20 protein-coding genes are annotated in these 20,050 nt (G+C 35.2%); 10 read left to right on the top strand and 10 right to left on the bottom strand.

Going from position 1 to position 20,050, the window contains the following annotated elements; translation table 11 throughout:
- Positions 1-43: 43 nt before the first annotated feature.
- Entirely contained in the window at positions 44-1,615 is a 1,572-nt protein-coding gene (locus JNL75_01625) for a DUF839 domain-containing protein (protein ID MBL7788515.1), read from the bottom strand.
- 129 nt (positions 1,616-1,744) lie between these two features.
- On the opposite strand from JNL75_01625, the gene JNL75_01620 reads away from it, so the two are divergent.
- The 6 genes from JNL75_01620 (at position 1,745) to JNL75_01595 (ending at position 4,950) form a co-directional block, all read left to right on the top strand.
- Entirely contained in the window at positions 1,745-2,245 is a 501-nt protein-coding gene (locus tag JNL75_01620; GenBank protein ID MBL7788514.1) for a hypothetical protein, read from the top strand.
- 192 nt (positions 2,246-2,437) lie between these two features.
- Positions 2,438-2,830, top strand: a complete 393-nt coding sequence (locus JNL75_01615; GenBank protein MBL7788513.1) for a hypothetical protein — start codon at positions 2,438-2,440, stop codon at positions 2,828-2,830.
- 287 nt (positions 2,831-3,117) lie between these two features.
- Positions 3,118-3,255, top strand: coding sequence for a hypothetical protein (locus JNL75_01610; GenBank protein ID MBL7788512.1), 138 nt, complete (start codon positions 3,118-3,120; stop codon positions 3,253-3,255).
- 70 nt (positions 3,256-3,325) lie between these two features.
- Complete coding sequence (locus JNL75_01605) at positions 3,326-3,844, top strand: hypothetical protein (GenBank protein MBL7788511.1); 519 nt, start codon at positions 3,326-3,328, stop codon at positions 3,842-3,844.
- 250 nt (positions 3,845-4,094) lie between these two features.
- Positions 4,095-4,406 carry an IS1 family transposase gene (locus JNL75_01600; GenBank protein MBL7788510.1) on the top strand — a complete coding sequence of 104 codons (312 nt, stop codon included), beginning with the start codon at positions 4,095-4,097 and terminating at the stop codon, positions 4,404-4,406.
- A 247-nt stretch (positions 4,407-4,653) separates the two neighbouring features.
- Complete coding sequence (locus tag JNL75_01595) at positions 4,654-4,950, top strand: hypothetical protein (GenBank protein ID MBL7788509.1); 297 nt, start codon at positions 4,654-4,656, stop codon at positions 4,948-4,950.
- Between the two features lies 1 nt (position 4,951).
- On the opposite strand, the gene JNL75_01590 is transcribed toward JNL75_01595, so the two are convergent.
- From JNL75_01590 to JNL75_01565, 6 genes are all read right to left on the bottom strand, one after another.
- Entirely contained in the window at positions 4,952-5,473 is a 522-nt protein-coding gene (locus JNL75_01590; protein MBL7788508.1) for a dCTP deaminase, read from the bottom strand.
- Positions 5,474-5,480: 7 nt separating this feature from the next.
- On the bottom strand, positions 5,481-8,090 hold the full coding sequence (locus JNL75_01585; protein MBL7788507.1) for a S9 family peptidase: 2,610 nt from the start codon (positions 8,088-8,090) through the stop codon (positions 5,481-5,483).
- A 137-nt stretch (positions 8,091-8,227) separates the two neighbouring features.
- Positions 8,228-8,635 carry a DUF805 domain-containing protein gene (locus JNL75_01580; GenBank protein MBL7788506.1) on the bottom strand — a complete coding sequence of 136 codons (408 nt, stop codon included), beginning with the start codon at positions 8,633-8,635 and terminating at the stop codon, positions 8,228-8,230.
- 106 nt (positions 8,636-8,741) lie between these two features.
- Positions 8,742-9,062: a cytochrome c gene (locus JNL75_01575; protein ID MBL7788505.1), complete on the bottom strand. Its 321-nt coding sequence runs from the start codon at positions 9,060-9,062 to the stop codon at positions 8,742-8,744.
- A complete protein-coding gene (locus JNL75_01570) occupies positions 9,046-9,888 on the bottom strand; it encodes a hypothetical protein (GenBank protein ID MBL7788504.1) in 843 nt (280 codons plus the stop codon). The genes JNL75_01575 and JNL75_01570 overlap by 17 nt, the downstream gene beginning before the upstream one ends.
- A gap of 48 nt (positions 9,889-9,936) precedes the next feature.
- On the bottom strand, positions 9,937-10,776 hold the full coding sequence (locus tag JNL75_01565) for a TerC family protein (protein MBL7788503.1): 840 nt from the start codon (positions 10,774-10,776) through the stop codon (positions 9,937-9,939).
- Between the two features lie 183 nt (positions 10,777-10,959).
- On the opposite strand from JNL75_01565, the gene JNL75_01560 reads away from it, so the two are divergent.
- Positions 10,960-11,673 (top strand): hypothetical protein, encoded by a 714-nt coding sequence (locus tag JNL75_01560; protein MBL7788502.1) that lies wholly within the window; start codon positions 10,960-10,962, stop codon positions 11,671-11,673.
- Positions 11,674-11,879: 206 nt separating this feature from the next.
- Here JNL75_01560 and JNL75_01555 read toward each other — a convergent pair whose 3' ends face one another.
- The gene (locus JNL75_01555) at positions 11,880-14,090 is read right to left on the bottom strand and encodes a RecQ family ATP-dependent DNA helicase (GenBank protein MBL7788501.1); all 2,211 of its coding nucleotides are present in this window, start codon (positions 14,088-14,090) and stop codon (positions 11,880-11,882) included.
- Between the two features lie 125 nt (positions 14,091-14,215).
- Between JNL75_01555 and tsaB the strand changes: the two genes are divergently transcribed.
- From tsaB to JNL75_01540, 3 genes are all read left to right on the top strand, one after another.
- Positions 14,216-14,848, top strand: a complete 633-nt coding sequence (tsaB, locus tag JNL75_01550) for a tRNA (adenosine(37)-N6)-threonylcarbamoyltransferase complex dimerization subunit type 1 TsaB (protein MBL7788500.1) — start codon at positions 14,216-14,218, stop codon at positions 14,846-14,848.
- Complete coding sequence (locus JNL75_01545) at positions 14,845-15,447, top strand: ArsR family transcriptional regulator (GenBank protein MBL7788499.1); 603 nt, start codon at positions 14,845-14,847, stop codon at positions 15,445-15,447. The genes tsaB and JNL75_01545 overlap by 4 nt, the downstream gene beginning before the upstream one ends.
- A 143-nt stretch (positions 15,448-15,590) precedes the next feature.
- On the top strand, positions 15,591-16,133 hold the full coding sequence (locus tag JNL75_01540) for a C40 family peptidase (GenBank protein MBL7788498.1): 543 nt from the start codon (positions 15,591-15,593) through the stop codon (positions 16,131-16,133).
- Positions 16,134-16,145: 12 nt separating this feature from the next.
- Here the strand turns inward: JNL75_01540 and JNL75_01535 are convergent, their stop codons facing one another.
- A complete protein-coding gene (locus JNL75_01535; GenBank protein ID MBL7788497.1) occupies positions 16,146-17,066 on the bottom strand; it encodes a hypothetical protein in 921 nt (306 codons plus the stop codon).
- A gap of 62 nt (positions 17,067-17,128) precedes the next feature.
- Positions 17,129-19,879: an excinuclease ABC subunit UvrA gene (uvrA, locus tag JNL75_01530; protein ID MBL7788496.1), complete on the bottom strand. Its 2,751-nt coding sequence runs from the start codon at positions 19,877-19,879 to the stop codon at positions 17,129-17,131.
- Positions 19,880-20,050 lie beyond the last annotated feature (171 nt).

The following is a 20,050-nucleotide window of genomic DNA, read 5'->3' as shown; positions in this document are numbered from 1 at the left end:
TTAGTTTGTAACGTCAAATTAAAACCAGAATTAAGAGTTGTTTTTATTTTAATGAAATCTGAATTACCGCCGGAATGGGCTTACTATTACCGCCAATCGGCCAATGGCTTAAAAAATTATCCTTATCTTTTGATGTTTCACCAGGATGCTGTACGCTGAGAAAAAGTGTTTTATAATCAGGACTAAAATAGGGACCTGTAAACTCTGCGGCATTAGGCGCGGAGGCTATTTGAATGACTTTCCCAGCATTTTTACCTGATACGGGTACCATAAACAAGCCATTATTTTTAAAAGCAGTATATTGTTTCTTCTTTTGTGAACCAGCCGCTATATCGGAGGTAAACCAGAGGTTGTATTTATCATCGAAGGCGAGATTGTCTGGGCAAGAGAAGCCACTTTCTTCTCCTCCTGTGAGAAAATATTCGTGTTTAAATTTCATAGAGCCTGCATCGGCGTTTTCTTCCATAATTTTCAGGATGGATCCGTGGTAGTTTCCCTTGGGTTTATTGTTGGTCAAGCTCACAAAGACATCTTTAGAAACTGGGTGAATTTCGATATCTTCGGGTCTGGCGAGAGGAGTTGCATTCGCTATTTTAGCTGCGACACGAGTTTGGATTAATAATTCTATCTGGGAAGAATAGTGTTTATTCAGTTCCATATGAAGATCTTTGTCCAGAGGTATCCACTCGCCTCTTTCTAAATTCGCTACATATAAAACTCCTTTGTCTAGATTATCTTCAGAATCGGATATGAACTTATATAAATGTTCGTCATTGGTATCATCGCCGGTATAAACTACGACCTTACCATTTTTCGAACGTGTCGTCGTAGCACACTCATGAGCCATACGACCCATACTAATATGTTTTTTTGCCTCTCCTGTTATGGGATTTATCTCTACTACCCACCCGTAATGTTCAGGAGGGTTTTCGAAATGATTTTCCCAACCGAATTCACTTTTACGGAAGCTGGTCGTGCCATCTTTATGCACCGTTTCACCATAAAACAAATCATAATTCTCCTCACAAGTCAAAATAGTGTTCCACGGGGTCTTTCCACCAGCGCAATTGCCTAAGGTGCCCATAGTGATATTTTTACCTAAAATTTCCACGTTATTAGCAAAAGGAATTAAGGTTAAAGCCGAAAATCGCCTATTGTAGGGACTCTTTTTTAGGTATTCCCATTGATTTGTTTTTGTATTTTTCTTAATGTGAACAAGGGCACCACCCACAGAATACATTTCTTTTTCTACTTCTTCTTTTGTGGGCGTGTCAGTCATTTTATCTAAGATCATCAATCTATCAGGAGATTCGTGGTTTACCCAGAGGATACCTTCATTGCCATTTTTAGCCAATGGGACAAAATTGATAAAGTCATTATTAAAACCAAAACTATCCTTTTCATTTAAGGGATCTTGCCATTTAATCAATACAGCGTATTTCAGCTCCTTGGTTAAGATGACATTGTCTTCATTCGAAAAGGAAATCCCTTCAAAGTCTATTTCAGATAGCCTAGGATAGTGTTTTAGTTTAGGTAGTTCGGCAGCAAAACTATTGTCTAGAGCGGATACGGCAGTGGTGGCGGAAATAAATTTTAAGAAGGATCGTCGCTCCATATAATTACTTTTATCGAATGGTAAAGATAAAACAATTATTGAAATAAAATTAAAGGAAAGGTGAAATCTGATGATAATTTATAACAATAAGATAAAAATAGAGCTATCTTTGATTGTAAAATAACAACAATGAAAAAATACATTTATACAGCACTTATCATATTATCAAATATTCAACTGTTTTGTCAGGAATTCGAACTGCCAGAAAAATATGAATTCAAAGAAAAACAGGACTATGTAGATTACGAAGAAGATGTCATAAAAGCGATAGACTGGATATTCGCTACACCCATACACTCAAATAAAGAAAAAGAGAAGGCTGTACATGGATTTATAATATCATGGATAACGGGAAGTCCTACAGTAACCGTCGAGATAAAGCCAGAGATAGTAACTTTCATGGAAACCAATCCAGAACTCATGGTCATATTTATGTATGGCTGGACGAAATATGCGATAGAGTATAAGGAAAACAATAAAATACAAGGTAATATGAAAGGAATAGAAGCGGCTATAGATTTCTATAATGCCAATAAAAACGCCCTAGAGAAGGACAAGAATTTAGAAAAGTATATAAAAATCAAGGAACGGGGAGAGCTAGAAGAATATGTAACAAAAGTGGTGAAGTAAAGGAAGATTAGTCCCTATAGCTATCAAAGACGGTCTCTGTGCCTTAATTTAAAGAGAATGAAGATAGAAAAGCACAGACATCTCTTCGTTTATGTCTGCGCTAGATTGGTCAATTGTTGGCTTTGGAGGGCAGTTTACGGGGGATTTACCAAGTGGAGCAGTAACAAAAGCAGCAGATACATTATTCAAAAGATGAAAAGAAATTTAAAATATGAATTAATTCCCTTTGCAATTATTGCAATATTCTTTATAGTCGGATACATATACTATGGAAATAAGGATAAAAAGTTACTAAAGGAGTATATTTTCACAATGGCTAAAATCACAAAGTATGAAGGAGGAGGCAAGGGTATTGGTCACTTCGATTACTTCTTTTTTATTAACAACGAAAAGTATGAAGGAAAATATATTGTAAATTCTGCCAACACAAATCACTATACTGGTAAGTCATTCCAAGTTGTATACAGCCCACAAGACCCGTCAAATAATCAGTTGATTTTGACGAATAAGGATTATGAAAAATTTGGCTTGTCTTATCCTGATACTTTGCCTCCATTGAATTGGCGAGAAATGGGAAGAGAGTAAAATATGAATAGAAAACGAGGGTAATGGGTAATGTATCAAACTGACTGATAAGTTATATTTGAGATTTCAACTGATTGAAATTCAGAAATAAAAATAAGTTTCAGTCGTTTTTATAGGGTGGAGATAAAAATATTGTAATCTTAATTTTGATTGCTATAATTTTGTTTATAGTATTGTCAGGTGGCAACACCTGACAGAGCGAGGGGGCAAGAGGAGAGAAGCTAGCATATGAGTTTGGGCATATAGAGTATTATATACGAAGCTTCTATGAATACTATGATTATTTATTGCCAAAATTTTATGGCAGAAAGATTGAATATAGTACCTACGATGGACACAGCCCCGATGATCCGTCTGGCAAACTAGCAGATTTAAGACAAAGAGAATACAATAATCCTGATTTGAGAAAAAAAATTACTAAGTAATATGTACAAAAGGATTATTCTAACTTTTCTTAATACTTTCCCACTTCTCTTAATATCTCAGGTTGCATATATGGATGGTTGGGATAAAAAAATCGACACTGGTCGTTTAACTCTTTATTCTAGGTTTACCATTGTTTATGATTTATATCGAATGATGGATTTAGGTATTGACAATAAGGAATCAAAATATCTGACAACTATTTACAAATTTTCCGATTGTTTAAATTTAAAAAATGATATTGTAATCATTAAAACTCGAATAGATCTTAGACCAAAATATTTTTTATTAGTAGACAGCAAAACCAAAGAATTTATTGATACAATTGACAATAAATTAGGCCCTTTAGAATATAAAGATTCTATTGATTCATTAAGAGCCGAAAACAATGAATTTCTTAATGTTGGTTTTTACTTTCTAGCTTATGATTTTACTCGGGATAAGTACTATCGCTTAAAAGGTTATCAGAAATTAGATTTGAAGGAGTTTTTTAAACACAATAGACGACTTAAAAAGAATTCTAAACTATATTATGATGATTGTAATAAATTTTTAGACTTGAATAATAATCATCGTATTAGAATCTTATAATATGGTAATGTATCAAATTGACTGATAAGTTATTTTTGTAATTTCAAGTGATTGAAAATCAGCAATAAAAGTAGGATTCAGTCGTTTTTATAAGGTGGAGGCTGGGTAATACCGACGATACATAGTAAATAGTCCCATATTGATTGTCATAATTCAATGTATGTCGGTATTATACCAATACCATTCGGACTATATAAATTTTATAATTGGTATAAGTCTCCGCTTTTTTTATGTCTAAAATCTATTATTTATGGCTACACTCATGACCTCGTGTATCAGATTGACTGATACCCAGAAGTGTCCGTATTGCTCAAGTAAAAGCTTGATTAAAAACGGAAAAACGAAAACTGGCAAGCAAAAGTTTTATTGTAAATCTTGTGGTAAGTATCTTCTTAATTTTTATACTTACAAAGCTTATGATCCCTATTTAAGTCATAATGTATGTGCCTTAATTAAGGAGGGTTGTGGTGTTCGTAATATAGCTAGATTACTTATACCGAACCGAATATTTCTAAGTTCGTTCCTCACTAAGAAAATTCAAGGTCGGCATTATATTTTGTAATGTCTTTCAATAAGGTTAATATAAGATATCTACGAATACTTTCTATAGAAGATTATCTGCAATTTCTGAAAATATCTCCCTCCCTATGCTATTGAGCAATAGCATCTACGAAGTAGATGAAATGATACCGTAAGCGTATTAGTAATAGTCCAATGTCGCATGGCTCATTGCACTAAACAAATACAGCTACGGCATTTACCATAGCAAGGTTTTAAAATGGGTTGGATCATTTAAAACCGCTATTGGTATGAGAATTTTTATTAAGAGAAAGGAGAGGCTCTATTGGATAGTCCTCGCCTATGAAAGAGAATCAAAAAAAATAGTTCGATATGGTATTGGACGAAGAAATTTATCTAAGATACGCATGGTCACAGATAGTTTGGTATTGTCTAAAGCTCGCAAAATTAATACAGATAAATTAAATCTTTATAAAAGTGCACTACCTACCGAACTTCACTCTACTCTTCGATATGGTACTAATCGAATAGAACGCGCCAATTTAACTTTGAGATCAAGATTGAAATGCCTTCAGCACAGGAGGTGAATTACCTCTCAAAATCCTTAAACAACAAACTTGGCTGTATCTCGCTATTGTTTTGGTATTTGCCGCTTTTATAGTGTTCATACTCCCCATCAATACTATGATAGTAAATTTGACAAATTTCCACACCAGGATAAATTCGCAAAGGTTGAATGACAAATATCTCCAAAGTCCAGAAGCCAGAAAAACCGACATCGCCAAAACCGGCAGTGACATGAATAAACATCCCTAATCTACCAATAGAACTTCTACCTTCTAGCATAGGTACGTGTTCTTTGGTTTCGGTATATTCAAGGGTTCTGCCCAGATAGAGTTTGTTGGGTTCTAACAATAAACCGTCTTCAGGAATAAGGAGTTTTGTGGCTTTATTTTCTTTTTTCATGTCCAACTCATAGTTGTCATAAACCATCAGCTCATTATGCAGGCGAAGGTTATAACTATTGGGGTTGAGTTGGGAAGGGCTATACGGCTTAATGATGATATCCCTGCCTATTCTTTTTTCTATTTCTTTTCCACTTAAAATCATTCTTAGATTATTTCATCGTTATCGTCATCAAAGCATTACCCATAGCTGGAATCACGGCGGTCATTTTTCTGGCAAGTTTATATTTAGTGTCAATCCACATGGTCGTAATATCTGTAGCGTTATCAGTATTTATAATCTCCACTTTGCGCATACCATTATCCATACCTAGGCAATTAATCTGAACTAATTTAGCTTTACCAGACATAATATCGGGCATATTACATACGATAGAATATCCGTCGTCAAGTGGCAACCCCGCTATCATTAAATCTTGAATAGAGCCATCATAAATAGTAGCACCATCCCACTTAATGTCAAGTGTTTTTCCCATAAGACTACCAGTACAACTATTTTCTGTAAAGGTAAAAGTAGCATCTTGACCATTCTGTGACATGGTTCTGGTTTTGAGTTTAAAGTCTGGGGAGATAAGAGATTTATCTTTCATCTCACCCATAGGGCTTTTAGATATATCCTCTACTTCGAAATCATTACCTATTTTTTTAATGGATCGAACCATGGTCATAGGTATTTTTTGACCTTGAACCTCTAGCAAAACATCATAGGAAAGGTTGATTTCAATCAGAGGATTCACAATAGGCGGAAGGGTTTTCTCGGCTTTTAAATCTTTTTTTACTTCATACTTTACTTTGGAAACATCAACCGTGAGCTCTTTTAGTTTTTCTCCCACATCTTGAGGCATATCTTTTTGATATGGTGTGCCGATAACTTCGGATAGAAATTTTTCTATGCCAGCATACATGGCTTTGCTATTAAGAGGCTTATAAAAACCATGCCCTTCATCCTTGGCCAATAAATAGTCAACTTTTTTACCCTTATCTCTTAGTGCGATTACGATTTGGTCTGCTTCGGCTTGTTTAACTCTAGGGTCGTTTGCTCCTTGGATTACTAGAAGAGGCTTCACAATTTTATCTACATGAAAAAGCGGACTGGCTTGTCTTATAAGTTTTTTTCCATCTTCAGTAGATGGGTCGCCTACCATTTCATAGAGCATTGCTCTGCCGGCTTCCCAGTATGGAGGAATAGACTCTAGAAGTGTGAAAATATTACTAGGACCTACAATATCGACGCCACAAGCATAAAGATCTGGGGTAAAAGTAATACCAGCTAATGTAGCATAACCTCCATAGCTACCACCCATAATCACTAATTTTTTAGGATCGGCCACTTGATTGGTTATGAGGTGTTTTACGCCCCAGGTAATATCATCTTGCATGAGTTTGCCCCACTGCTTGTCGCCAGCATTGAGAAACTTTTTGCCATAGCCACCGCTGGCGCGGAAGTTGGGCTGAAATACTGCAAAACCACGATTGCAGAGGAACTGAACCTCAGCGCTATATCCCCAGTTATCTCTTGGGCCCTTGGGTCCACCATGTATTAAAGCTATCAAAGGCAGATTTTTTTTGCCACCTTTTGGATAAGATAAATAGCCGTTGATAATAGTTCCATCACTACTAGGATAGCTAATAGGTAACATTTCAACCAATTCAGATTCTATTGCTTTTAATTTCGGTCGAGGACAATACTGAAAGGTGAGCTCACGAGTTTTAGTGTCAAAATAATATACCTCCGGCACATATTTATCTCCATAGGTAGAAATAAGCATTTTGCTATAATCATTGGTGTAACTTGCGTAGCCAATTTCTCTACCCGGAAACTTAGTTTCTAAAAAAGAATGATTTTCTTCCCAGGCTTTATTTTTCCAGTATCGAATTCGTTTATCATTCGTGTATGAAGTATAAATTATTTCTCTGGTATTATCATCGACAAATAGTGAACCAAAGTCTACCTGTCCTTTCGGGTCTTTTTCTATTAACGTCAGTTGTTTTGTTTTTGGATTCATTAGATAGAGCTCAGACAAGTCCAGATCTCCTTTATTTGTCTCAAGATATACTTGGGTGTTGTCCTTGTTCCACATAAGAAATGCTGCGCCTTCTTTCACGTTGGTGCTGTATATTTCTTCTAACTTATTTCCTGCATCTATTCTGTATGTTACAGTATTGCCTTTTTCATCTGTTTTGCTCAGAAGTCTGAGTGTTTCGTCCCAGTCAAAATTGAAGTCAGTGATGCGCTCTTTATTTTCATAGATCATCTCGAGCTGTCCATTGGCGATATTTAATTTATATAAATCATGCCATTTTTTGTCTCTATTATTAATGCCAACGTATAAAATATTAGGGCTTTTTTTGCTGACCATTTGTATATTGGCTGTTATATCTTTCATAGGGGTAAGGTTTCTGGCTTCTGGCAATTTCCCTGCATAAGGATCAATAGCATATATGTTCATATTTTCATCGCCATCGTTGTCGCGCACAAAAAGGATAAATTTGGCATCCTCAGTCCAAAAATACCCATACATAGGTCGCTTTTGATTGGTTAGGGGTATCGCTTTTTCAAAAGGCTCATCAAATTTCTTAATCCATAGGTTCATAATGCCTTCATATTCTTTGAGAAAGGTCACATACTTGCCATCTGGGCTTAATTGACTTCCTGAAATTTCGGGATTGCCAAAGAAAAGTTCGCGATCAATCAGTTTAGCGTTTTGAGAGTTCATAATCGATGAGAAAAATAAAAAAAATAGCAAAAAAATACGATTCATAAAATGATAATTAAGGCAAAAATAATTTAAACACTACAATTAGTAGGTTAAACAAGGTAAAAGTTACAACTAGTTATAGTTACAACAAAAAAATCCCCAAAATAGGGGATTTTAATGATTAATAAAAAGGAGTAATTTTAATATGCTTTAGGGTCAGGGCCATATTGATTTTCGCCAGTATCTCCCTCTTTAACCATAAAATAGATCCATGGAAAAATACCGATGCAACAAAAAACAGTTAATCCGTAAAAAATAACATACAACCAGCCGGTTTTACCTACATCGTGGATTCTACGAACTCCAACAGCTATACTGGGAACCAGTAAGAACAAAGAAAAAAAGCTGCTCATATAACCAATACTCATCGGTATTTCCCTTCCCATTAAAGGGTAACTAAATTTATATGAGGTGCCTAGTAAACTATCTAAAATAGAGAAAACAATTGAAAAAATAATTGAGAAAAGTATAAACATCCAGAATTCTTTCCTTCTGGCTCTTCCTTTGAAATTAGCATAGTTTTTTAAACAGTGAATAAAATAGTTCATAATTTGTTTTTTTTGGTTAAGTAAATTTCCTACTCATCGGCTTTTCGGATACCGCCGCATTTTATGAATGCAAGGCAATATTAAGTTAATTTTAACAAAGGGAAAATTATTTTTTTTGCATGGAAAACGCATATTCAGATACCGCCCGAATTTCTTCCGTAGATAGGATATTTTTATACGGCGCCATAGCCCCTTTGCCATTCGTTACTTGATTGACAATTTCTTCTATGGTTTTCCTAGAGGAGGTTATGTCTTTTGCCCCGCCGAAGCCCAATTTTCCATCCATTCCATGGCAGGATGTACAGCGATCCATATATATGGTCTTTCCGTCGGGTTTAGTAGAAACCTCTTCTTTTTTTTCTAATTTACAGGAAAATATCAATAAAGAAAATATAGAAGGTAAGACAAGCTTAATTGTTAATCTCATATTGTGTGTGTTGGTTTTTATATAAAACATTGATATAATACTCGTGTATAAGGCGGTTGTATAATTCAACTTTGCTAGTGTTTAGAGCAATTTTACCCTCATTGATAGCGAGAATCTTCAATATATTTTTACCTTTTTGCGGAAGCAGTTTAAAAACTGCTTGTTCGTCTGTAAGCATATAGTTGTCTATAACAACAGTTTCATTAAACACTATTTTAACTCGATCACCGTCCACTTTTTGGTTGTCATAGATTTTTAGATAGAGGGTATCTGCACCAGCGTTGATTTCTACCTTGTCATTTTCCCGAACTTGAATAAAATTTGCTTCTTTTTTAATTTTTTGGCTAAGCAAATTAGCCAGTATCGTCTCTTCATCTTTTTCTGATAACAAGATAGGCTTTTTCTCCTCCTTAGGATACAGGTTAAAATTAAAATCACGACAGATGACATTGATATGACCAGAAGGACAATTCAGAGAATCCAAACTCTTAAAAATACCCGCTATGGTGTAAATGTTTTCCAGCAAATGATATACTTTGCCCTGAAAAAAAATAGCACAATCCGATTTATTACGAGCATATTCCCTCAAATAAATTGTTTTCTCTTTAGGTTCAAAATCTCCAGAAATAAGATGGTTCACCATATTTCCATTGACCTCTCTGCTTAGATTGCCCGACACTTGATAGCTAGAGTCAATATGTAAATACAATTCGCAGGGAAGGTTTTTCTTATCACTATACATGATGGAGCCGCTGAAATCATTTTTTTGACCGAATAGTGTATGGCTTAATCCCAAAATAAATAAGAGACCAAAGAGTTTATTCATCTTTTAAATAGCAAATGTCAAATTTAGACAAGAAGGCAGGCACAGGGTTTAATATAGCTCCTTATCTTGAATTTCACTATCATTCAGTTTCACCTTTTTATCAGTCGATTTGCGCATTCGCATATTGAGCATTTCTATGAATAAGGAGAAGATAATACCAAAGTAGAGATAGCCTTTAGGTATGCTATGCACCGCGATAGAGTGCATAATTCTCAAATGAGCCATATGCGCACCTTCGGCTACTAGCATGACTCCTATGAGAATAAGAAAGGATAAGCCTAGAATCTGAATTGTAGGGTGATTGTTGACAAATTCTGATACCGGACCAGCAAATTTCAGCATAATTAAAATAGAAATGATGACTGAGATAATCATAATCTCCATGCCCGTAGCATAGCCGAATCCAACAGGTGGTGGAGCCAAACTCACCAAACCAATAGCGGTCAAGATAGAATCAAAAGAGAAAACCAAATTTAAAAGAGCTATTTGAATAATAGCTTTCGATACAGACGAAGCAGATGATCCGGCACTATGCTCTGCGCCCTCCATTTTTTCATGTATTTCGGTTACAGACTTGTAAAGAAGGAAAAGTCCACCGAAAAAAACGATAAGGCTCTGTCCTGAGATACCTACCTCTATGAAATTATTATTAAAAGAAAGAAAGGGGTTGTTTAGTTTTAGAATCCAAGTCAGCCCAAAAAGCATAATTATTCTAAAAAAAAGTGCTAAAAAAAGACCAATTCTTCGGGCTCTGGGCCTATCGGCTTCTTTCAGCTTGCCAGTGACTATGGATATAAATACGATATTGTCTATACCTAGAATGATTTCTAGAAAAGTTAAAGTAAGAATGGCCATCAAAGAGGCGGTCGAGAAAAGAGAAGTGTCCATTTAGATATTTGAATAAAGGTAGATAGAATAAAAGGCGAAAATAACATAGAAAAACTAAATGCGTGAAGCATAGTGATTTTATAAGCTATATATAAAGCCAAAAAATTCAACGCAATTCACTCCTATAGGCTTATTTTTGAGGTAAAATGAGTTTTTAGACGAACTGACAAAATGGGTAATGCTATGAGTAAGACTCTCAACACATTAATAGTACTTTTTTTGCTTCTGACAAGTTGCAATAACTCGACAAAGGATGACAGGAAAAACTATGTTGAAAGTGAATTGACTTTTTTTGAGTTACGTAATGGTGACTGGCTAACAAATAAATGGATTAGAAAACCAGAAAACCTTTTAGCAATTCATGAGACATTTAAAAAATTTGGGTATTCAAAACTCATTTCCGATAACATGCTTTTTAACAATCCACTTATTATACAAGACATTTATATAAACAAAAAAGGCCGTCAGCTTCTTGACAGTTTAGAACAAACCTTTTACCAAAAAGACATAAAAGAAAAATATTACAGAGAATTTTGGCAAAGACGGAAAGCAGAAAAAAACGACAGCATTGTTTACCAAATTATAAAAGACATAAACTACGCATTTAAATATAAATTAAGTTCTGCTGGACTGTCAATGAACGCTAACAAAAAATTAGTTAATGACTCTTTGTTAAATCTTTTACAGATAGAGTATCGGACAGACAATTTAACTGAAGAACTTGCCATGATTGACTTCCAAACATTAAGACGACTTGGGTTACATCAATCAGCTTACAATTTGCTTTTTGAAACTTACAGATATCAAGACCTCAAATGGAACAAAGACAGTTTAGTGGGGACATTAAAACAATCGAACAAATTTATTTATCCTTGGCTTCAAGACGATACAAAATGACAACAAGAATAAGCACTAGCCCAATTGCGCAGAAATTAGCGCAGCGGTTTCCTATGTTAATCAGTCGCTCGAATAGAAGAAGGGCAAATCAATTATTTTATTTTGAAGAAAGAGTGATTTTGTGATCACCCCCATTTTGCCAGATTCTTTTCAGTATTATGAGGTAATAGTTGTTTAGTAAAATTGAGTGTATCTCTAGACAATTATTACATCAAATTCTCTCCAATAAACTGCAACTTCACTAAGCGAATATCATCTTCTGGTAAATCGTCGTCTATGAAGTTTTCATAGCATTCTTTGATATCCCCTGTTTCATTTTTTTGGAAAAATTCCATCATTTCGTCGATAACCTCATCGTCCAAAATCTCTTTCAGATAGTATTTTATATTGAGTTTAGTGCCATTGAGCACGATGGATTCAAGTTCATTGACTAATTCTGTAAATTTTAAACCCAACTCTTTCGCTATAGTTTCAAGAGAGATTTTTTTATCAATAGCTGCTATGATTTTTACCTTATCGCTGCTTTTATTGACAATGGTTTTGACCATGACATCGTCTGGTCTAATGATGTCGTTCTCTTCTACATAGTCTTGTATAACTCTACAAAATGACTTGGCGTATTTTGCCGCCATAGCCTTTGTGACTCCTGTAATATGCCCAAACTCTTCTTCTGTAATAGGGTATTTCAAACACATTTCTTCGAGAGACGGTGCCTGAATAATCACATAAGGAGGCTTATTGGCTTTTTTAGCCTCCACCTTTCTCACATCGAGCAGAATATTATAGAGTTCTTTATCCATGCTCGAAGTATTATTGCCCGCTAGGACGACATCGCCCTCACTTTCATAATCATGATTGAGTGAGATTTCGATATGAAATGGCTCTTTGATATAGGCTCGACCTTTGTCCGTGAGCTTAAGGGTTCCATACTCCTCCACTTCTCTGTACACCAAGCCGTGAATAACTGTTGTCCTTAAAACCGATGTCCAGTAGTGCTCGTTTTTATCCTTACCCTGTCCGAAAAATGGCATTAAGTCGTGTTTATATGAGGCAACACCATCAGATTTTATTCCCATAGCAATATTCATGATATGTGGCAGGTAGTGCGCCTCAATGCAAGAATTGATAATATTGAGAGATAGAGAAATATCATCTGTAACATCAACTTTTTCTTTTGGTTTTGCGCAGTTGTCGCACATTTTATTTTCTGTGCAGGCAGAGCTATTATATTCTTCACCGAAGTAGTTGAGTAAAAATTTGCGACGACACTCACCAGATTCTATATAAGCAACCGTTTCATCGATTAAAAGCATGCCGCGCTCTCTTTCTGTGACTGTTTTGTCGCTTAACATTTTTTCTACCTTATTGATATCCTTATAGTTAAAATAAGCGATACAGTTTCCTTCAAGTCCGTCTCTACCCGCTCGACCTGTCTCCTGATAATAGTTTTCAAGAGATTTGGCTATATTGTAGTGAATGACATAGCGTATATCCGGTTTATCTATACCCATACCGAACGCTACAGTGGCAACAATAACATGTATGTCTTCATTTAGAAATTGGTCTTGGGTATTGGCTCTAAGCTTGGCTTCTAGTCCAGCATGGTAGGGAGCCGCTTTTATTCCATTTAAGCAAAGGGTTTCGGCTATTTTTTCAGCGGACTTTCTATTTAAAACATAAATAATACCTGTTTTTCCTTCTTGAGTTTTTATAAATTGAATTATGTTTTTAATAGCCCAGTCATCGTTGATTTTATATCTAATTTCATAATAGAGATTTGCCCTATTGAACGAGGATATGAAAAGATTGTGGTTTTTAAGGGAGAGATTTTTTACAATGTCTGCCTGAACCTTAGGTGTAGCCGTAGCAGTAAGAGCCATGATAGGAACAGAATAAGGAATCTTTTTAATGGCATCTTTTATTTTTCTGTACTCGGGTCGGAAATCATGACCCCACTCAGAGATACAGTGCGCTTCGTCTATAGCTATAAACGAGATTTTAAATGACTTTAGAAACTCAATATTATCCGGTTTAGCCAATGTTTCGGGGGCTATATATAGAAGCTTGGTTTTGCCTTCTAATACTTCTTTTTCTACAGCGCGTTTCTGTCCTACATTGAGCGTACTATTATAGAAGTGTGCAATATTCTCATTTTCATTATAATTTCTTACGAGATCTACTTGATTTTTCATCAAGGCTATTAGCGGGGAAATAATGACCGCTGTACCTTCAGAAATAATGCCCGGCAATTGGTAGCAAAGAGATTTGCCGCCACCCGTGGGCATTAGCACAAAGGTGTCTTTACCAGATAAAATAGATTGAATTATTTTTTCCTGCTCACCTTTAAACGTGCTGAAGCCGAAATTCTTTTGCAGAAGTTCAGACAGATTGATTTGAGAAGAGGTATTCGGCGCCATGAGCATCAAATTTCGACTCTAAAGATAATATTTTTTTAACAAACACAAATAAATTATTGTTTAAACAAGAAAAAACATTCCACTATTTTGCAGACAAATAATTTTGCGTAAACCAAAATAGCAACGTGTATATTCTTATTTTAGATACAGCTACTAAGAGATTGTCTGCTTCATTGCTAGATGTTCTTTCCGAACAGACGCTTGCTTATTACAAGGAAACGCAAGACGAAAACAGCCATGCCAGAAAAATAAATATGGTAATACAAGACTTGTTGATTCAGGCAAAAATTGAAATAAAACAACTTTCAGCTATTGCGGTAAACCAGGGTCCGGGCTCATTTACAGGTCTGAGAGTGGGATCATCTACCTCTAAGGGCTTGTGTTTTGCCTTAGATATTCCGCTTATAGCTATTTGCGGTCTTACAGCTTACGTCAAATATTTGTACGAAGTTAAAGCCACCGATGTAACAGATATCTTTGTTTTGATGGATGCGCGGAGAGGCAACTATTTCTATAGTCATTTAAATCAAAGTAGACAATTATCATCAACCCTTTTCAAGCATATCACCGACATCGAAACTGAAATATATTTATCGCGAAACCCTTGGGTATATTATTTAGAAAAGGGGAACGATATAGAGCTAAGCGCAAAAGATTTAACAAAGGCAGTGCTTGAAAAATGGAATAACAAAGATTTTGTCGATATTCGCAGCTTCGAACCAGAGTATATAGTCAATAATTATATTGCTAAAAAATGATATTTGATCCGTTACGACTACAAAAATATAGATTGATTTATCTCAAATTGCGAGCGGTCAGCGGCACTAGTCGATTTTATTTATTGAGTCTTATTAATAATCAAAGCTCATTAAATGTAGGTAAAATAGTGGAACTCACCAATATGGATCAAGCTATTGTTAGTCAACAATTATCGGTATTGAAAAAAGCGGATTTAGTGCAGGTAAAGGCAAAAAAGAAAGAACGGTATTATCAAGTAAATAGAATAGAGATAGAAAAGATGATAGCTCTTTGTGCACGATTAAGAAACGAGGAAGACCTTAAAGCCATTGAATTAAAGAATGCTTATTCAAAAATATTTGAAACGTATAAGTATCTGAAATTACTTTTAAATCCAGTGAGGTTAGCGCTTTTAGAAATTATTGATCGAAATGGACCCGCAAGTGTGAACGAGTTAGCGAACCTTTCTGGTCAATCACAGTCCATCACATCTCAAAACTTGAAACTTTTAGCATCCTTTGATTTTATTTCTAAAAAAGAAGAAGGAAGAAAATCAATATATAATTTAAATTCTTCGAGATTTGAATTCTTAAATAGTATCATAGATAGCTATAGTTAAATACAATTTATACCAATAGCGGTTTTATTTGCTTCTGATTTTTTCTAGCAAAATTTATATCTGCACGAAAATATAGACAGGAGTATAGTAGTATGTTGCTAGATTTCTTTTGTTATAAATCAATACTGATTTAGCTTTGCTATATGAATAGAATTATCTATTTTTTTAGTATTTGCTTTCTTCTTTATATGAACTCTTGTAGCATTTTTAAGAAAAAATCAAAACCTGCTACGCCCAGAGAAACCTCAAGTACAAATAAAAAGAGCCTATTAGAAAAGTATAGCAAAATAATAGGTCAGAGCGTTTATGATGAAGCTTTATACGAATTTATTGAGGAATGGAGGGGTGTACCATATAAGTTTGGAGGAAAGACAAAATCGGGCGTAGACTGCTCTAATTTTAGTTGTACTTTATTGCGAGAGGTTTATCGTTTTCCGCAAACCTATTATTTTCCTTCTGCTAAACTGGCAGAACAGGGAAAAAAAATACAAAAGTCAGAGGCACAAGAAGGCGATTTAGTTTTTTTCTCAATCAATCAAAATTCGAAAATCTCTCATGTAGGGATTTATTTGGCAAATAATAAATTTGTGCATGCTAGTACGAGCCAAGGAGTAATAATAAACTCATTAGAAGAAGAATATTATAAAAAAAGATTCTCTTTTATAGCTAGGATTAGAAAACCGTGAGACAAAGTCCTCCTAAAATCTCCAATACTTTTGCTGAAAAGCGTCTAAGAAAACGGTAAAGCGCACTTGGCCAGATAGGTAGGCATCGCTTTGTGAAGGGTTGCCTCTGATGTCTTCAGGGCTGCCGATTACTCCAGGATATCGAGATTCGGGATTTCTGTTAGATAATGCGATAACCAAATCCGCTTTACTTGGGTCATAGTTATTTCGAAACACCGAAGGATCTACATAAGACTTACTGCTGACATCATCCAGATAGTCGGTAAAGGTATAAGTATAAGTAAAATCTATGCCAATAGAATAAACTCTACCAGGTTCGATAAAGCGTATTCCTAATGATAATGGCAAAATTAGTCCAGTCAAGCTGTATTTTTGACCATAGGGCTTAATACCTTGACCTTCGGTCCCTAATGGCTGTAATTCTATTTCTTCACCCTTATACCATGTTTTGGGGTTAAAACTAAATATACCCAAACCTGCTGCGGCATAAGGGGAAACAACCCAGCTATTATATTCACGGTTGTATGAGGTGCCCCAGGCATCTTCTGTTCTAAAGTGTTCGTAGCGCACATCTATAGATAAAGAGTTAACAGCAGTGTGAAAACTTAAATTGCGAACAAGCCTTGACCACTCTTCGTCATAAATCTCTTTGGATTTATTGTCAGAATCGTAGCCAGACAGGTAGAGGTGATTAAAGTTTGCACCAAGGCTAAATCGATTTAAAAAATTATAACGATAGCTCAAAGAATAAGCCATCTTATAATTTTTGGGATTAAAAGACTCAGTGATAAATGTAAAAGGATGCCTGTTGTGATTAACAATATTCAGGTCGCCAAAATAGTAGGCAAAACCTATGCCTCCACCAAGTTCGTGTGTTTGGCTAAAAAGCGTTATGCTTAATCCGAAAAATAAAATTAAAAATCCTTTCTTCATGTAGATTTTAGAAGACGAAATTAATAAAAAATGTGGAAAAAGCGATTAATAAATGTTTAACTTTAGATAAATCGTGCGGTATGGCTTGATTTAGAATTTTTTAGGTCAGAAACCGATCCTTGGAAAATCAAAGATCCTCCACCTTCCCCACCTTCTGGGCCTAAATCTATAATATAATCCGCATTGCGAATTATATCCATATTGTGCTCTATGACGATAACAGAATGTCCATTCCGCACTAATTTTTCCATAGCGATTAATAGTTTCTGAACATCATAGAAATGCAGACCTGTAGTCGGTTCATCAAAGATGAAAATGTGCTTGGCCATGCCAGTGTTCTTAGCTAAATAACTGGCTAATTTGACACGCTGTGCCTCACCGCCACTAAGGGTAGAACTTGATTGGCCTAATTTTAAGTAGCCAAGACCTATTTCCTCCAAAGGTTTAATTTTTTCTACGATTGATTTATGACCGTGGAAAAATTTTACAGCATCTTCAATGGTCATTTCAAGAACATCAAAAATATTTTTATCTTGATACACGACATCTAAGACGTGTGACTGAAATCGCTTGCCTTTACATTCATCACAGACCAGTTCTACATCTGCTAGAAACTGCATAGATACGACTTGTACGCCATCCCCTTTGCAACTTTCGCATCTACCGCCTACTACATTAAATGAAAAATCTTTAGGCGCAAGTTTAAGTAGTTTTGATGCAGGCAAATTGGCGAATAAATCTCGAATAGCATCATAAGCTTTGACATAGGTAACAGGATTGCTTCGGCTGCTGCGCCCAAGTGGATTTTGGTCAATAAGTTCGACATGTTCTATACTCTTTATATCCCCTTTTATCTCATTGTGAAGACCGGGTTTATATACAGGATTTCCAAGCTTGAGCATTAAAGCTGGATAAAGAATCTTTTTAATCAAAGTGGTTTTTCCTGATCCAGAAACACCTGAAACCACTGTAATGCAATTCAAAGGAATCTTAACATCGATATTTTTTAGATTGTGATGACTAGCACCGATAATCTCAATATATTTTCTAAAACCATGAAAATGTTCTGTTCGTCTGACTTGCTCTATTTGAGTGAGATATTGAGTCGTCAAACTGTTTTTATCGGAAGATAATTTATCAAAATCTCCTTGATAAACCACGCTTCCTCCATGCACGCCAGCTTTAGGGCCAATGTCAATAATATAGTCACTAGCTCGAATAATGTCTTCTTCATGTTCGACGACGATAACAGTGTTGTTTAAATCGCGCAATTTTCTCAAAAAAGTAATTAATCTTTTAGTATCTCGAGGGTGCAAGCCAATAGAAGGCTCATCAAGAATATACATCGAATCCGTTAAATTGCTTCCAAGGGTGCGTGTCAAATTGATTCGTTGGCATTCTCCTCCGCTGAGAGAGTTTGCCAGTCTATTGAGAGAAAGATATCCTAAGCCGACATCATTCATAAAACCTAGTCTATACTCAATTTCAAATAATATTCTCTTGGATATCTCCGTATCGGTGGGACTTAATTTAAGTTTCCCTATAAAATCAATCAGTTCCCAAATAGACATGGACAGCAGCTCTCCAATATGTGTGTTTTGAATTTTAACATTAAAAGCATCTTTACGAATGCGATGACCAGAACACTCTTTGCATAGGCTCTTGCCTCGATATCGAGAATATAGAATTCTGTATTCAATTTTATATAAATTACTCTCGACCATTTTAAAGAAATCATTGATTCCTTTCGTGGACTTATTCCCGTCCCACAATAGTTCTAGTTCTTTTTTTGTCAATAAATGATAGGGTCTATGAATAGGAAAACCATTGGCTTCAGCCTTTTTAATGAAGGCAGTATGATATTCTTTCGATTTTGCTCCTTTCCATGGTGTCACGCATTCTTCGAACAAGGTTCGAGTTTTATCTGGTATGACTAAATCTTCATCAATGCCCAATACATTGCCCATTCCTTCGCAATTTTGGCAAGCGCCATAAGAGTTGTTGAAATTAAAGAATTGAGGACTTGGCAATTCAAAAATGATTCCATCTGCTTCAAAGCGATTATTGAAATGATGAGATATTTTTTGATCAATATTGAACACAATACATTCCCCATGCGTTTCTTCAAAACAAGATTGAATGCTATCTGCGAGTTGTTGGTAGAAATCTTCGTTTGATTCATCCGATAAAGAAAATCTTTGAACTACAACCACAATGGTTTTTTCTTTTTTCCAATCAGACAAAGTCTCTAAAATATCTTCAATTTTTTCAAACGAATTTTTGCGATAAACTCTTTGAAAACCCTTTGATAACAATACGGTTAATTGTTGTTCTATAGATTTATCTAGTTTGATCTCAAATCCCAAAAACCATTTTTCTGATTGGTTTTGTTCTTTTAAAAAATTCACAACGTCTGAAACCTCGTCTTTACTAACTAATTTACCTGATTTAGGAGAATAGGTTTTCCCAATTCGTGCATACAATAGTCGGAGGTAGTCATATATTTCAGTCATTGTACCTACGGTCGATCGATTTGTGGCTCCTGCTACTTTTTGTTCTATCGCTATGGCAGGGCACAATCCTTTTATGTATTCTACATCGGGTTTATTCATCCTTTGCAGAAATTGACGAGCGTAACTTGAGAGGCTTTCGATATATTTTCTTTGACCCTCAGCATAAAGGGTGTCTATTGTGAGCGATGATTTCCCAGATCCAGATACACCGGTTATTACCACCAGTTTATTACGCGGTATAGTAACATCAATATTTTTGAGGTTATGTGTTTTAGCGCCTTTTATCTGAATATCTTGCATAAAATGAAAAACTACAAAGTTATTCAACAAATTGAATTTTAATTTAAAAAACTCACTAAGGAAATTAAGGATGATTGAAAATAATTACAATAAATTAACACAATATTCGTTTTGAAATTAAACTAATTCGAAAAAAAATATATCCTATTGTCATAAAATTGTATTATTTTT

The organism is Chitinophagales bacterium, assembly GCA_016787225.1.
Taxonomy (GTDB): domain Bacteria; phylum Bacteroidota; class Bacteroidia; order Chitinophagales; family JADJOU01; genus CHPMRC01.
This window is presented reverse-complemented; position numbering and strand designations above follow the sequence as displayed.

What these genes read in the sequence shown, in the direction of transcription:
- JNL75_01625 (MBL7788515.1), bottom strand. Translation starts at nt 1,615, where the DNA reads ATGGAGCGACGATCCTTCTTAAAATTTATTTCCGCCACCACTGCCGTA.
- JNL75_01620 (MBL7788514.1), top strand. Translation starts at nt 1,745, where the DNA reads ATGAAAAAATACATTTATACAGCACTTATCATATTATCAAATATTCAA.
- JNL75_01615 (MBL7788513.1), top strand. Translation starts at nt 2,438, where the DNA reads ATGAAAAGAAATTTAAAATATGAATTAATTCCCTTTGCAATTATTGCA.
- JNL75_01605 (MBL7788511.1), top strand. Translation starts at nt 3,326, where the DNA reads ATGGATGGTTGGGATAAAAAAATCGACACTGGTCGTTTAACTCTTTAT.
- JNL75_01600 (MBL7788510.1), top strand. Translation starts at nt 4,095, where the DNA reads ATGGCTACACTCATGACCTCGTGTATCAGATTGACTGATACCCAGAAG.
- JNL75_01595 (MBL7788509.1), top strand. Translation starts at nt 4,654, where the DNA reads ATGAGAATTTTTATTAAGAGAAAGGAGAGGCTCTATTGGATAGTCCTC.
- JNL75_01590 (MBL7788508.1), bottom strand. Translation starts at nt 5,473, where the DNA reads ATGATTTTAAGTGGAAAAGAAATAGAAAAAAGAATAGGCAGGGATATC.
- JNL75_01585 (MBL7788507.1), bottom strand. Translation starts at nt 8,090, where the DNA reads ATGAATCGTATTTTTTTGCTATTTTTTTTATTTTTCTCATCGATTATG.
- JNL75_01580 (MBL7788506.1), bottom strand. Translation starts at nt 8,635, where the DNA reads ATGAACTATTTTATTCACTGTTTAAAAAACTATGCTAATTTCAAAGGA.
- JNL75_01575 (MBL7788505.1), bottom strand. Translation starts at nt 9,062, where the DNA reads ATGAGATTAACAATTAAGCTTGTCTTACCTTCTATATTTTCTTTATTG.
- JNL75_01570 (MBL7788504.1), bottom strand. Translation starts at nt 9,888, where the DNA reads ATGAATAAACTCTTTGGTCTCTTATTTATTTTGGGATTAAGCCATACA.
- JNL75_01565 (MBL7788503.1), bottom strand. Translation starts at nt 10,776, where the DNA reads ATGGACACTTCTCTTTTCTCGACCGCCTCTTTGATGGCCATTCTTACT.
- JNL75_01560 (MBL7788502.1), top strand. Translation starts at nt 10,960, where the DNA reads ATGAGTAAGACTCTCAACACATTAATAGTACTTTTTTTGCTTCTGACA.
- JNL75_01555 (MBL7788501.1), bottom strand. Translation starts at nt 14,090, where the DNA reads ATGGCGCCGAATACCTCTTCTCAAATCAATCTGTCTGAACTTCTGCAA.
- JNL75_01545 (MBL7788499.1), top strand. Translation starts at nt 14,845, where the DNA reads ATGATATTTGATCCGTTACGACTACAAAAATATAGATTGATTTATCTC.
- JNL75_01540 (MBL7788498.1), top strand. Translation starts at nt 15,591, where the DNA reads ATGAATAGAATTATCTATTTTTTTAGTATTTGCTTTCTTCTTTATATG.
- JNL75_01535 (MBL7788497.1), bottom strand. Translation starts at nt 17,066, where the DNA reads ATGAAGAAAGGATTTTTAATTTTATTTTTCGGATTAAGCATAACGCTT.
- uvrA (MBL7788496.1), bottom strand. Translation starts at nt 19,879, where the DNA reads ATGCAAGATATTCAGATAAAAGGCGCTAAAACACATAACCTCAAAAAT.